Consider the following 13,136-nt stretch of genomic DNA (forward strand, 5'->3'; position numbering starts at 1 on the left):
CATGGAAGGGGTGTAGAGAGGTGGCAACGCCCAAGCGCGCCCGACGGCGGGGGGGCCCCCCGCGCCCCCCGTCCCCCCGCCCCTTCGGGTGGGAGAGCGGTGCCGGTCAGCCGAGCAGGCCGCCGATCGGGTTCCGGTTGCCGCCGGAGCCGCCGTCACCGGAACCGCCCGAGCTGCCGGAGCCGCCGGAGCTCCCGGAGCCGCCCGAGCCGCCGCCGCCGTCGTCGGATCCTCCGCCGCTCGCGCTGCCGCTGGAGGACGGGCCCGCGCTGCTCGTCGGCGGACCCGGGTCGACGGGCTCGGACTGCTGCGGGGGTCGCTGCCCGGTGCCCTGGGTGGCGGTCGGCCGCTGGTCCTCGACACGCTCGCTCTCGCGGGCCTCCTCCTCCGGTGATGACGCGTCGGCCGTCGGGGGCTCGGAGGTGGACGCGGAGGGCTTGGGCTCCTGGGAGTTCTCGCCACGGGAGGACGGCGAGCGCTCGCCCGGCTCCTGCGGGAGGGGCCGGCCGGGCAGGTGGTTGGTCGGGTCGTCGTTGGGACCGGGCACGGTGACCATCTCGGTGGAGCGTACGGCTCCGCCGAGCACGGACCCGATGAGGAGCGTCAGGCCGACCACGAGGGCCGCCACGAGGGCGCCGCGCCGCATGACGCGGCGGCGGAGGTCCCACAGGGCGGAGCGGGGGCCGAGCGTGCGCCAGGCCTCGCCCGCGAGGCGGCCGTCGATCGAGTAGACGGGCGCGCCGGCGATGATCAGCGGCGACCAGGCGGCGAGGTAGACGATGTCGGGCGCGTCGTACACCGGTACGGTGCGCCAGCTGACGGTCAGGATCAGGGCGGCGGAGAGCAGCGCGCCGAAGACGGCGGCCACCCGCTGCCAGAGCCCGAGGACGGTGAGGACGCCCACGATGACCTGGGCGAAGGCGACGGAGAGGCCGGCGCCGACCGGGTGGGCGAGTGCGAAGTCGCGCAGCGGTTCCGCGGCGGGCCAGGGGTGCAGGGAGGTGAGCCACGCGACCATGGAGCCGCGTTCGCCGCCGTCGAAGTAGACGGGGTCGCAGAGCTTGCCCATGCCCGCGTAGATGGAGATGAAGCCGAGGAAGACGCGCAGGGGCAGGAGGACGACGCCGAGGTTCATGCGGCGCCCGGGGTAGTACGCGTGCCGCTGGGTGGCGGTGTCGGCGTCACGGCCCCGGTCACCGTGCCGGATGACGGCGGTGGCGCCGGTGCCGTTGGTGCCGGCCGTACGGGTGTCGGACCGGCCATGCCCGCGTCCGCGCCCTCGCCCGTACGCCTGCTCGTGCTCGGCGTGTGCGCGCGGGTCGTGGTGGTATTCGTCGTAGGCGCTCTCCGCGCGCCGCATGGGCGGCAGGAGCGGCGTCGGCATGGTGTCTTCGCTGACGTCGACGCGGGGGATGACCTGGGTGGAGCCCGCGTCGCGCGACGGGTCGAGGGTGTCCACGGCGGCGGAGTCGCGTACGGCCTGGAGCAGGCCGGTCGCTCCGGGGTCCCCGGGCGAGGACTTCCCGCTCCACACGACCGGCGCCCGCCGGCGTCCCGCCGTGGCACCCGCCCCCATGGCGGGTACACGGGTGGTTTCGGCGAACCGAGGCTTCTTCACCGGGGCGAGCTGCACCCGGAAACTGGCGTGGTTCACGATGACCTGCGCGGGATCGCAATCCACCTTGACCATGCTCAACGCAGGCTGATCGTCGAACCCGGGCCGGGGCGTTCTGGTGTCCACACTCATCTAACCGAGTGACGCGCGGTTAGGACACTGCCTTGACGGCGAGGAAATGTCCGAGGCCCGTCAAGATCATGGCGGGCCCCGGACGCGGGCGACCGTCAGGCGCGGCGGCGGGCCGCCTCGTAGAGGACGACACCGGCCGCGACGCCGGCGTTGAGGGACTCGGCGCCGCCCGGCATCGGGATGCGCACGAGGTGGTCGCACGTCTCGCCGACGAGGCGGGACAGGCCCTTGCCCTCGCTGCCGACGACGATGACGACCGGGCCGCCGAGCGCCTCCAGTTCGCCGACCTCGGTGTCGCCGTCGGCGGCGAGGCCGACGACCGTGATGCCGGCCTTCTGGTACGCCTCCAGGGCGCGGGTGAGGTTGGTGGCGCGGGCGACCGGGGTGCGGGCGGCGGTGCCCGCGGACGTCTTCCAGGCGCCGGCGGTCATGCCGGCCGCGCGGCGCTCGGGGACGACCACGCCGTGGCCGCCGAACGCGGAGACGGAGCGGACGACCGCGCCGAGGTTGCGCGGGTCGGTGACACCGTCGAGGGCGACGATCAGCGGGTCCTCGCCGTCGTCGAGGGCGGCCGCGGCGAGGTCCTCGGGGTGGGCGTACTCGTACGGCGGGACCTGGAGGACGAGGCCCTGGTGGTTGAGGCCGTTCGTCATGCGGTCGAGCTCGGCGCGCGGGGCCTCCATGAGGTGGATCCCGCCGCGGTCGGCCGCCAGCTTGAGCGCGTCGCGCACGCGCTCGTCGTTGTCGATGAACTGCTGGACGTACAGCGTGGTCGCCGGTACGCCGTCGCGCAGCGCCTCGAAGACCGGGTTGCGGCCGACGACCATCTCGGAGGAGCCCTTGCCGCCGCGGCGGGCGATGGGGCGGCGCTGGGCCTTCTTGGCCTGGGCGTTGGCGATCCGGTTCTTCTTGTGGCCCTTGCGCGCGGACGCGGGCGGCGTCGGGCCCTTGCCCTCCAGGCCCCGGCGTCGCTGGCCACCGCTGCCGACCGTCGCGCCCTTCTTGTTGGACGTGCGGCGGTTCCTGCGCTGGCTGTTCCCGGCCATGAGCTACCTACTTAGTGGATCCAGTGATGCGTACGTATATATGAAGTGTGCCGCGTCGACGTGCGCCGCGTCGGGTGGTGCTCAGCGCGCGCCGAGCGTCCAGCGCGGGCCGTCGGGGCTGTCCTCGATGACGAGCCCGGACTGCCCCAGCTGGTCGCGGAGCGCGTCCGCCGTCGCCCAGTCCTTGCGCGCCCGCGCCGCCTGGCGCTGGTCCAGGACCATGCGGACGAGGCTGTCGACGACGCCGTGGAGGTCCTCGCCGCGGTCGGTCTCGCCCGCCCAGCGCGGGTCGAGCGGGTCCAGGCCGAGGACGCCGAGCATGGCGCGGACCTCGGCGAGGCGGGCGACGGCGGCTTCCTTGTCGTCGGCGCCCAGTGCGCTGTTGCCCTGCCGGACGGTGGTGTGGATGACCGCCAGTGCCTGCGGGACGCCGAGGTCGTCGTCCATCGCGTCGGCGAAGGCGGACGGCACCTCGGCGGCGGGCTCGACCGGCCCGGCCTTCTCGACCACCCGCTGGATGAAGCCCTCGATGCGCCCGAAGGCGGCCTCGGCCTCGCGCAGGGCCTCCTCGCTGTACTCGATCATCGACCGGTAGTGCGGGGTGCCGAGGTAGTAGCGCAGGACGATCGGGCGCCACTGCTTGACCATCTCGGAGACGAGGACGGAGTTGCCGAGCGACTTCGACATCTTCTCGCCGCTCATGGTGACCCAGGCGTTGTGCACCCAGTACTGGGCGAAGTCGTCGCCGTACGCCTTGGCCTGCGCGATCTCGTTTTCGTGGTGCGGGAAGACGAGGTCCAGGCCGCCGCCGTGGATGTCGAAGGCGGAGCCGAGGTACTTGTGGGCCATGGCGGAGCACTCCAGGTGCCAGCCGGGCCGGCCGCGTCCCCAGGGCGTCTCCCAGTCGGGCTCGCCCGGCTTGGACGCCTTCCACATGGCGAAGTCACGCGGGTCGCGCTTGCCGGTGATGCCTTCCTCGGCGGGCTGGCGCAGGTCATCGATGTCCTGCCTGGACAGCGCGAGGTAGCCGGGGAAGGACCGCACGTCGAAGTACACGCTGCCGTCGGCCTCGTAGGCGTGGCCGCGCTCGATGAGGCCGCGCATCATCTCGACCATCTCGGTGATGTGGCCGGTGGCGCGCGGCTCGTAGGTGGGCGGGAGGCAGCCGAGGGCGGCGTAGCCGTCGTTGAAGGCGCACTCGTTCTCGTAGCCGATGGACCACCAGGGGCGTCCCTGGTCGGCCGACTTGGCGATGATCTTGTCGTCGATGTCGGTGACGTTGCGGATGAAGGTGACGTCGTAGCCGCGGTACTCGAACCAGCGGCGCATGATGTCGAAGTTCAGTCCGGACCTGATGTGCCCGATGTGCGGGGCGGCCTGCACGGTGGCACCACACAGGTAGATCGAGACGCAGCCCGGCGTGAGCGGGGTGAAGTCGCGAATCTGCCGGGCGCTGGTGTCGTACAGACGAATAGTCACCACTCCAGGGTAGTGGGCGCGTGCCAGTGCCCCGCGCCCGTCCACCGGACCCGCGCCCGCCCCCGCGTCCGTACCCCCGCCCGCGACCGCGCCCACGCGTCAGGCCGCGCGGATCAGGAGCGCGGTGGCGATGGCGGCCAGGCCCTCGGCGCGGCCGGTCAGCCCGAGGCCGTCCGTCGTCGTCCCGGACACCGACACGGGAGCCCCGGCCGCCGCGCCGAGCGCCTTCTGGGCCTCCTCGCGCCGCTTGCCGATCTTCGGGCGCACGCCGATGACCTGGACGGCGATGTTGCCGATCTCGAAGCCCTCGGCGCGCACGATGCGGGCGGCCTCCGCGAGCAGGGCGACGCCCGAGGCGCCGGACCACTCGGGGCGCGAGGTCCCGAAGTGGGCGCCGAGGTCACCGACGCCGGCAGCGGAGAACAGCGCGTCGCAGGCGGCGTGGGCGGCGACGTCACCGTCGGAGTGGCCGGCCAGGCCGTAGCCGTCGGAGTCCTCCCAGAGCAGGCCCGCGCACCACAGCTCGCGGCCCTTCTCGAAGGCGTGGACGTCCGTGCCGATGCCCACGAGGGGGATGCGCGGGGCGTCAGAAGCCATCGTTGGCCCTCCTGCGGGCGAGTACCGCCTCGGCGAGGACGAGGTCGAGGGGGCGCGTCACCTTGAACGCCTCCTCGTGGCCGGGGACGACCACGACCGGCTCGCCGAGCTGCTCGACCATGCTCGCGTCGTCGGTGACGTTGCCGGTGACCGTCGCGTGGGCGCGGACGAGCGTGTCGCGGGCGAAGCCCTGCGGGGTCTGCACGGCGCGGAGCCCGGCCCGGTCGGGGGTGGCGACGACCGGCTCGGGCTCGCCCTTCTCGCGCGGCTCGACCTGCTTGACGGTGTCGGCGAGCGGAAGGGCCGGTACGACGGCGACGGCGCCGTCACGTACGGCCTCGATGACCGCGTCGACGGTGTCGACGGGCACGAGCGGGCGGGCCGCGTCGTGGACGAGGACGGTGGTGACGTCGGCGGGCAGCGCGTCCAGGCCGAGGCGGACGGACTGCTGGCGGGACTCGCCCCCGGGCACGACGAGGTAGTCCGTGCGCTCGGGCAGCGCGTGCGCGTCGAGGAGGTTCTTCACCTCGGGCGCGCCGTCGGGCGGGGCGACCACGACGACGAGGGAGACCGCGCGGGAGGCCGCCATGGCGCGTACCGCGTGGATGAGCATGGGGGTGCCGCTCAGCTGGCGCAGCGCCTTGGGCGCGCCCGGGCCGAGCCGTACGCCCCGGCCGGCGGCCGGGATGACCACGGCGGTGCGGGTGGCGGGGCGTGGGGAGGGCGCGGGGGGTGCTTCGTCTGACATCGGGTGCACTCCGGCAGGTTTGTTGACTCGGCCGACATGGGTATGGCCTTGGGGGCACCCCCGGCCGAACAGTGGGGGAGCGCCGGGCGCGACGCCTTGACCGGGACCCTTCCGTGACACCGGTCGAGCGAGGAGACCGGTCGGGCGAGCGGGCCGCACCGCGGTCTCATGACCGACCGGGGCGGTCTTCGGGGTTCACCGGCGCCCGGTACGGGCAGGTACGCCTCGCACCCGCGCCGCGTACGACATGGATCGCAACATGCCGCAGCGCCCGGCGACGAAGCTGTGGATCACAGCTGGTCAGCGGGCACCGCGGCATCGCTTCGCGTCAGGACGCGAGGACCTCGTCGAGCAGGGCCTCGGCCTTGTCCTCGTTGGTGTTCTCGGCGAGAGCGAGCTCGCTCACCAGGATCTGGCGCGCCTTGGCGAGCATGCGCTTCTCTCCCGCGGAGAGACCGCGCTCACGCTCCCGGCGCCACAGGTCACGCACCACTTCGGCGACCTTGATGACGTCGCCGGAGGCGAGCTTCTCGAGATTTGCCTTGTAGCGACGGGACCAGTTCGTCGGCTCCTCGGCGTACGGCGCGCGCAGCACCTCGAAGACCCGGTCCAGCCCGTCCTGACCGACCACATCGCGCACGCCGACGAACTCCGCGTTGTCCGCTGGCACACGAACCGTCAAGTCGCCCTGGGCGACCTTGAGCACCAAGTAGGTCTTGTCCACGCCTTTGATCTGGCGAGTTTCGATGGCCTCGATCAGCGCGGCCCCGTGATGGGGATAGACCACGGTGTCGCCAACCTTGAACGTCATGTGACAGGTACCCCTTCCGTGGCTATCCAGGGTAACACGAGAACAGCTTCTTCTGAATGGCGTTTTCGCAGGTCAGGGCATATCTCGGGGCTTGACAACACGGACAGGAACGTGCTGCGGAGGGCTTGCGGAAGGGGGTATTCGCAGGTCGGAGCGGCTGCGCGGGCGGAGGGAAACGGGCCGGGTACACGCATCCGACGACGGCGCGGCGCGGCCGAAAGGCCCGTTTTGCCGGGTTCGAAACGGTGAAGTTCCCGTACTCCGTTCGGACGCCGGTCACCCGCTCGGACGCCGGCCCCGGCGTTTCCGGAAATGCTCCCGATGATCACCGGTCGCTTTTTCCGTAAGGAATGTGCGACGACCTGGAATTGATCAAGGCCGCTTATGTGAACGCGGAACGGACCCCGTGCGGGGATCCGGTGTACCGGTGCCGACATCTCCCCGGGGGCGGGTCGGGTGCGGGAGGGGGAGGAGGGGTCGGTAACCTGAGCCCGCTGACTGACCCTTGGCTCAGCCGTAGTCGTCCCGTCCGTCTTGTCCGTACGTCCTAGGAGTTGCCGCCGCCGTGAGCCGCAGCCTTCGACGCGGCGTCCTCGCCGCCTCCGCCATCGTGTTCTCGATCGCCTCGCTCTCCGCCTGCGGCGCCGGCAATGACGCCCAGACGCTCCAGATCCGGCCGGACAACGCCGCCACCACGGTCGGCGACATCCGGATCCAGAACGCCGCGGTGATCACCCAGGAAAAGCCCGGCGGCGAGGGGCCCGCGGTCGTCTCCGCGATGATCTTCAACAACGGGAACAAGGCCCAGACCCTCGAGGGCATCCAGCTGCCGGGCTCGGACGCCACGGTGAAGCTGAGCCCCGCCAAGGGCTCCGGGCCGATCACCGTCCCGGCGAACGGCTCGGTCCTCCTCGGCGGCGAGGGCAACCCCTCCGCGTTCATCGAGAAGGGCGCCGCCGCCGGCAACGGCGACGTCCGCGAGGTGGTCTTCCAGCTCAGCGAGACCGGCGACGTGAAGCTGGGCGCGCTCGTCCACCCGGCGAGCGGTTACTACGCCGGGTACGGCCCGAGCGTGGGCCCGGGCGCCACGAAGCCGTCCGCCACGCCGTCGCCGACCGTCGCGTCGCCGACGAACACCCCGACTCCCCCGGTGCAGGAGGAGACGACCGAGCCCGCGGCGCCGGGCGGCGAGCAGTCGCACGCCGAGGGCCACTGACCCGTACGCGCGTGTGAGGGCGCCCCGCCGGAGCGGTTCCGGCGGGGCGCCCTCATGTCGGCGTCGGGTTCGGGCGGCTGTCGGCGTCAGGCTCGGGTGGCCCATGGGGACACCGGTGTACGGCTCGAACGTGGCGCCCCTTTCTTTGCCGGGCTCCGTACGGCGGGCCCGGGCCGGGCCGGCCTACGGCTCGAACTTGTAGCCCAGGCCGCGCACCGTCACCAGGTAGCGCGGGGCGCCCGGGTCGGGCTCGATCTTGGCCCGCAGGCGCTTGACGTGGACGTCGAGGGTCTTGGTGTCGCCCACGTAGTCCGCGCCCCACACCCGGTCGATCAGCTGCATGCGGGTGAGCACGCGGCCCGCGTTGCGCAGGAGCATCTCCAGCAGGTCGAACTCCTTCAGCGGCAGGTCGACCTTGCCGCCCGCGACGGTGACGACGTGGCGGTCCACGTCCATCCGCACCGGACCGGCCTCCAGGGCCGCCGGGGCGACCTCCTCCGGCTCGCCGCGGCGGCGCAGCACCGCGCGGATGCGGGCGACCAGCTCCCGCGACGAGAAGGGCTTGGTGACGTAGTCGTCGGCTCCTATCTCCAGACCGACGACCTTGTCGATCTCGCTGTCCTTCGCGGTCACCATGATGACCGGGACGTTCGAACGGCCGCGCAGCTGACGGCAGACCTCCGTGCCGGGCAGGCCGGGCAGCATCAGGTCGAGCAGGACGAGGTCGGCGCCGTTGCGCTCGAACTCGTCGAGACCCTCGGGCCCGGTGGTCGCGACAGCGACCTCGAAGCCCTCCTTGCGGAGCATGTAGGACAGGGCGTCGCTGAAGGATTCCTCATCCTCGACGACAAGCACTCGGGTCACGGAAGGACCTCCGGGGCAGGGAGCGGTTCGTTCTCGGGGTGGTCGTGGGGGTGGTCGTGCTCGGGGCGGCCCGGGGACCGGTCCCGTACGGCGCCGGCTTCGGGCAGCCGGAGGGTGAACGTGGAGCCCTGACCCTCGGTGCTCCACACGGTGACCTCGCCGCCGTGCGAGGCGGCCACGTGCTTGACGATGGCCAGGCCCAGGCCCGTGCCGCCGGTGGCGCGGGAGCGGGCCGGGTCGACGCGGTAGAAGCGCTCGAAGATGCGCTCCTTGTCCTTGTCGGGGATGCCGATGCCCTGGTCGGTGACGGCTATCTCGATCAGATCGCCGCCGGGCGCGGCGACGCGGCGGGCGGCGATACCGACGCGGGTGTGGGCGGGTGAGTAGTTGACGGCGTTCTCGACGAGATTGCCGAGGGCGGCGGCGAGCTGGCCGCGGTGGCCCCAGACGTACAGGCCTCCGGTGCCTCCGGCGGCCATGGTGATCTGCTTGGTGGTGGCGGTGTGCCGGGAGCGGTCGATGGCCTCGGCGACGAGTTCGTCGACCCGTACGGGCTCGGCGTCGTCCAGCGGGTCGTCGTTCTGGACGCGGGAGAGGTCGATGAGCTCCTGGACGAGGTTGGTGAGCCGGGTCGCCTCGATCTGCATGCGGCCGGCGAAGCGCGTGACCGCCTCGGGGTCGTCGGAGGCGTCCATGACGGCTTCGGAGAGGAGGGAGAGCGCGCCGACGGGGGTCTTGAGCTCGTGGCTGACGTTGGCGACGAAGTCGCGTCGTACGGCCTCTATGCGGCGGGCCTCGGTGAGGTCCTCGACCAGGAGGAGGACGAGGCGGGAGCCGAGGGGGGCGACGCGGGCGGAGACGGCGAGGGCCTCGCCGCGGCCCGTGCCGCGCCGGGGCAGGTCCAGCTCGACCTGGCGTATCTCGCCGTCGCGGCGGGTGTCGCGGGCCATGTGGAGCATCGGCTCGACGGCCAGCTTGCCGCCGCGGACCAGCCCGAGGGCGTACGCCGCGGAGCTGGCCTTGACGACGGAGTCGCTCTCGTCGAGGACGACGGCGGAGGAGCGCAGCACGGACAGGACCGTGTCCACGCCGGGGGGCAGTACCGCGTCCGTGTGAAGGGAGCTGCGGGTGGGCCTGGCCTGGTCGCGCTCGCTCCAGCGGAACGCCAGCATGGCGATCACGCCGGTGCACACCCCGGCGATCGCGGCCACTGCGGCGACCGCCGCGTTCACGTCCATGCACCCAGGTTATGCGGGGCCACGGACACTCTCCCAGCCATCCGAGTGGGTGCTCGAACAGTCGTCGCCCAGAGTTCACCGTGGGGAAAGTGACGGTTCACTTGGGAGGGAGGCCCCGGACTTTTTGGACTCGGACCGTGGGAGCGTGGGGGTCCGAGCCCCACCCGGACCCCTGTAAGCCGTACTGAGAGAGGGACATCCATGCGGGACGCGTACCACGAGGAACTGGACTCGATCGGCGAGGGCCTGGTCGAAATGGCCCGGCTGGTCGGGTCGGCGGTCGGGCGCGCCACGACGGCGATGCTCGACGCGGACCTGAAGCTGGCGGAGGCCGTGATCGCGGCCGACCAGAAGGTCGACGACCTTCAGCACGACCTGGAGGCGCGGGCGATAGCCCTGCTGGCGCGCCAGCAGCCCGTCGCCACGGACCTGCGGATCGTGGTGACCTCGCTGCGGATGAGCGCGGACCTCGAGCGCTCCGGCGACCTGGCGCAGCACGTGGCGAAGCTGGCGCGGCTGCGGTTCCCGGACAGGGCGGTGCCGCGGGACCTGCACGCGACGATCCTGGAGATGGGGCAGCTCGCGCAGCGCCTGATGGCGAAGGCGGCGGAGGTCATCATCACCAAGGACGTGGATCTGGCGCTGCAGCTGGAGCACGACGACGACGAGATGGACCGGCTGCACCGGACGCTGTTCCAGCACCTGATGGACGACCGGTGGAAGCACGGCATCGAGACGGCGGTCGACGTGACGCTGCTGGGCCGCTACTACGAGCGGTTCGCCGACCACGCGGTGTCGGTGGCGAAGCGCGTGGTGTACCTGGTGACGGGTGAGCACGCCGATGAGCTCCAGCAGTCGGAGGCCCCGGTCGAGGGCGCGTAACGCCGGGGGTCGGTCCGCGGCCCGGACCTCCGTGCGCCGTTGATGCGCCCTGTCGGGTGGGCGTGCAATGGGGAGAGGTGACGTACGCCTCGCACGTACGCCTTTGAGGAGGAACCCCATGGCAGATTCCCCCGTGACCGGCGCCCCGCAGGAAACGGCTTCCGTCGAAGTGGTCCACCTGCCCGTCCTCGGCGCCTGCGGCTGCGGCTCGGGCTGCGGCTGCGGCTGCCAGTCGGGCGCACCCTGCCAGTGCGGCGGCTGCTCCGGTTGACCGGTTGACCGGCTGTCGGTTGACCGGCTGTCGGTTGACCGGCTGCTCGCGCGCGGCAGGCCGCGTGCACGCTGAAGGGCCCCGTCCGTGCGTGCGGACGGGGCCTCGCCGATGCGGCCTCTCCCAGGGGCCGGGGCGGGCGGGCCGGTGCCAGGATGGCCCGATGCGAACTGTGGAAGCGCGGCGGAGTCCGCGGCTCCTGCTGAACGAGCGGGACCCGATCGGCGTCGCCGACCCGGTCGCGGACGAGTACGACTGCCTCATCGGGCCGCTCCTGAGCCGCTCGCACCACGGCGCGGGCCGCGCGGAGATCAGGGAGTTCCTCGGGCACGAGTTGGACGACCACTTCGGCCTCACGCCCACCCCCGCCTACGTGGATCCGATGGCGGACCGCCTGGTGGCCTGGTGGGCCGGGGTGAGCGACCGCGACGCCCGAAAGCCGCCCGGCCACGGCCGGTGCCAGGGCCCCGCCGGGACACGGCGGGCAGCGCGTGCCCGTGCCCGGGGCCCACTCGTGCCGGGGCCCACTCGTGCCCGGGGTCCTGCCGAGGATCTTGGTCGAGCCGGGTTTTCGCGGGCCTGCCGGCGGATGGGTCAGTCGAGGAGGGCGATCAGTCCGTACACCCAGATCCCCAGCATCGCGAGGGCCACCACCAGGCATCCGGCTCCCGCGAGGAAGCCGACGAGCTTCCCTTCTTCGGGTTCCGGGGCGAAGGACGCCGAGTCCCAGTCCCAGTCCACTGGGCGCCCGAGAGCGTCCGAGCAGGCGGTTCGTACCGCTGCCAGCTGCTCCGCGGCGAACCTGGACCCGGCAAGCGACTCGGGACCGTGCCACGCGAGTGCCCTCATGCGCTCCTGAGGTGTCCGGTACCTCGCTTCGAAGGCGGCGGTCTCGTCCGCGTCGCGGTCCTCCTCGAGGTACATCCAGCGCCCGGCTTCCGCGGGCTCGCCGTACAGCCGGTACACCTCGGCCAGGCGACGGCGGAGCCCCAGGTCGTCGGGGAAGGAGGAGACCAGCCCGCGCAGACGCTGGCGCGCCATGGGCACGCGACCGGCTGCCAGGTCCGCGTCGACTCGGGCGAGGGTGGCTATCAGGGACATATGCGCATGATCGCTTAGGACGAGGCGACGTCTCGACTCCTTTTCGTCACTCGACCGGTCAACCCCGGCCGCGCACGCCCTTCACCACTTCGACGCCTCGGTGCTCCAGCCGAGTACCTCGACCACTCGGACCCGGGCCTGACGCTCCGCGTGTACGCGCACCTGATGCCGCCCAGCCAGGGAGCGCACCCGCGAGGCGGTGGCCCGCCGTCTTCGACACGGCCCGGTCGGCCCCGACCAGCACCTGACGGCCCAGAGGCAGCGAAAAGCCCCCCGCTCGCGCTGACTTCGCACGCAGGGGGCTTACTGGCGTCGCGTTACTTCTTCTTGCCCTGGTTCTTGACCGCCTCGATGGCCGCCTTGGCCGCCTCCGGGTCCAGGTAGGTGCCGCCCTTGACGAGGGGCTTGAAGTCGGCGTCCAGTTCGTAGGCGAGCGGGATGCCCGTCGGGATGTTCAGGCCCGCGATGTCCTCGTCCGAGATGCCGTCCAGGTGCTTGACCAGGGCCCGCAGGCTGTTGCCGTGGGCGGCGATCAGGACCGTGCGGCCGGCGAGGAGGTCCGGGACGATGCCGTCGTACCAGTACGGCAGCATGCGGACGACGACGTCCTTGAGGCACTCGGTGCGGGGGCGCAGCTCCGGCGGGATCGTGGCGTAGCGCGCGTCGCCGGCCTGCGAGAACTCATCGTCGTCGGCGAGGACCGGCGGCGGGGTGTCGTAGGAGCGGCGCCACAGCATGAACTGCTCCTCGCCGAACTCGGCGAGCGTCTGGGCCTTGTCCTTGCCCTGCAGGGCGCCGTAGTGGCGCTCGTTCAGGCGCCAGGAGCGGTGGACGGGGATCCAGTGGCGGTCGGCGGCCTCCAGGGCCAGCTGCGCGGTGCGGATGGCGCGCTTCTGGAGGGAGGTGTGCAGGACGTCGGGGAGCAGGCCGGCGTCCTTGAGCAGCTCACCGCCGCGGACCGCCTCCTTCTCGCCCTTCTCCGTGAGGTTGACGTCCACCCAGCCGGTGAACAGGTTCTTCGCGTTCCATTCGCTCTCGCCGTGGCGGAGGAGGATCAGCTTGTACGGTGCGTCGGCCATGCGTACGAGATTAATGGACGTGGATGACGGTTGACGGCTCCCGTCAATTGACTGGCC

General features: G+C 72.1%; 13 protein-coding genes. 3 read left to right on the top strand and 10 right to left on the bottom strand.

Features of this window, described 5'->3' with window-relative positions:
- Nucleotides 1-106 precede the first annotated feature (106 nt).
- The 6 genes from ABZZ38_RS19970 to ABZZ38_RS19995 all read right to left on the bottom strand — a co-directional run bounded on the left by ABZZ38_RS19970 (nucleotide 107) and on the right by ABZZ38_RS19995 (nucleotide 6,428).
- Nucleotides 107-1,747 carry a DoxX family protein gene (locus ABZZ38_RS19970; protein WP_356741532.1) on the bottom strand — a complete coding sequence of 547 codons (1,641 nt, stop codon included), beginning with the start codon at nucleotides 1,745-1,747 and terminating at the stop codon, nucleotides 107-109.
- A gap of 95 nt (nucleotides 1,748-1,842) precedes the next feature.
- A complete protein-coding gene (gene rlmB / locus ABZZ38_RS19975) occupies nucleotides 1,843-2,793 on the bottom strand; it encodes a 23S rRNA (guanosine(2251)-2'-O)-methyltransferase RlmB (protein ID WP_356741534.1) in 951 nt (316 codons plus the stop codon).
- Nucleotides 2,794-2,874: 81 nt separating this feature from the next.
- On the bottom strand, nucleotides 2,875-4,272 hold the full coding sequence (gene cysS / locus ABZZ38_RS19980; protein WP_356741536.1) for a cysteine--tRNA ligase: 1,398 nt from the start codon (nucleotides 4,270-4,272) through the stop codon (nucleotides 2,875-2,877).
- A 99-nt stretch (nucleotides 4,273-4,371) separates the two neighbouring features.
- Nucleotides 4,372-4,869 carry a 2-C-methyl-D-erythritol 2,4-cyclodiphosphate synthase gene (gene ispF, locus ABZZ38_RS19985; RefSeq protein WP_356741538.1) on the bottom strand — a complete coding sequence of 166 codons (498 nt, stop codon included), beginning with the start codon at nucleotides 4,867-4,869 and terminating at the stop codon, nucleotides 4,372-4,374.
- Nucleotides 4,859-5,617 (bottom strand): 2-C-methyl-D-erythritol 4-phosphate cytidylyltransferase, encoded by a 759-nt coding sequence (ispD, locus tag ABZZ38_RS19990; protein WP_356741540.1) that lies wholly within the window; start codon nucleotides 5,615-5,617, stop codon nucleotides 4,859-4,861. Before ispD ends, ispF begins: the two co-directional genes overlap by 11 nt.
- Before the next feature lie 328 nt (nucleotides 5,618-5,945).
- Nucleotides 5,946-6,428, bottom strand: coding sequence for a CarD family transcriptional regulator (locus ABZZ38_RS19995; protein WP_003953493.1), 483 nt, complete (start codon nucleotides 6,426-6,428; stop codon nucleotides 5,946-5,948).
- Nucleotides 6,429-6,993: 565 nt separating this feature from the next.
- Here ABZZ38_RS19995 and ABZZ38_RS20000 point away from each other — a divergent pair.
- On the top strand, nucleotides 6,994-7,644 hold the full coding sequence (locus ABZZ38_RS20000; RefSeq protein WP_356741542.1) for a DUF461 domain-containing protein: 651 nt from the start codon (nucleotides 6,994-6,996) through the stop codon (nucleotides 7,642-7,644).
- Between the two features lie 183 nt (nucleotides 7,645-7,827).
- Here the strand turns inward: ABZZ38_RS20000 and ABZZ38_RS20005 are convergent, their stop codons facing one another.
- Together ABZZ38_RS20005 and ABZZ38_RS20010 are read right to left on the bottom strand one after the other, a co-directional pair.
- Complete coding sequence (locus tag ABZZ38_RS20005; RefSeq protein ID WP_064067557.1) at nucleotides 7,828-8,508, bottom strand: response regulator transcription factor; 681 nt, start codon at nucleotides 8,506-8,508, stop codon at nucleotides 7,828-7,830.
- Complete coding sequence (locus ABZZ38_RS20010) at nucleotides 8,505-9,746, bottom strand: ATP-binding protein (RefSeq protein WP_356741545.1); 1,242 nt, start codon at nucleotides 9,744-9,746, stop codon at nucleotides 8,505-8,507. The genes ABZZ38_RS20005 and ABZZ38_RS20010 overlap by 4 nt, the downstream gene beginning before the upstream one ends.
- Before the next feature lie 201 nt (nucleotides 9,747-9,947).
- Here ABZZ38_RS20010 and phoU point away from each other — a divergent pair, with 201 nt between their 5' ends.
- Together phoU and ABZZ38_RS20020 are read left to right on the top strand one after the other, a co-directional pair.
- Nucleotides 9,948-10,628 carry a phosphate signaling complex protein PhoU gene (gene phoU / locus ABZZ38_RS20015; RefSeq protein WP_356741549.1) on the top strand — a complete coding sequence of 227 codons (681 nt, stop codon included), beginning with the start codon at nucleotides 9,948-9,950 and terminating at the stop codon, nucleotides 10,626-10,628.
- A gap of 118 nt (nucleotides 10,629-10,746) precedes the next feature.
- On the top strand, nucleotides 10,747-10,899 hold the full coding sequence (locus ABZZ38_RS20020) for a hypothetical protein (RefSeq protein WP_356741552.1): 153 nt from the start codon (nucleotides 10,747-10,749) through the stop codon (nucleotides 10,897-10,899).
- A 594-nt stretch (nucleotides 10,900-11,493) separates the two neighbouring features.
- On the opposite strand, the gene ABZZ38_RS20025 is transcribed toward ABZZ38_RS20020, so the two are convergent.
- Together ABZZ38_RS20025 and ABZZ38_RS20030 are read right to left on the bottom strand one after the other, a co-directional pair.
- Nucleotides 11,494-12,000 carry a DUF6584 family protein gene (locus ABZZ38_RS20025; RefSeq protein WP_356741555.1) on the bottom strand — a complete coding sequence of 169 codons (507 nt, stop codon included), beginning with the start codon at nucleotides 11,998-12,000 and terminating at the stop codon, nucleotides 11,494-11,496.
- 317 nt (nucleotides 12,001-12,317) lie between these two features.
- Complete coding sequence (locus ABZZ38_RS20030; RefSeq protein ID WP_356741557.1) at nucleotides 12,318-13,079, bottom strand: phosphoglyceromutase; 762 nt, start codon at nucleotides 13,077-13,079, stop codon at nucleotides 12,318-12,320.
- Nucleotides 13,080-13,136 lie beyond the last annotated feature (57 nt).

It is taken from the genome of Streptomyces sp. NPDC006368, assembly GCF_040612535.1.
Classification (GTDB): domain Bacteria; phylum Actinomycetota; class Actinomycetes; order Streptomycetales; family Streptomycetaceae; genus Streptomyces.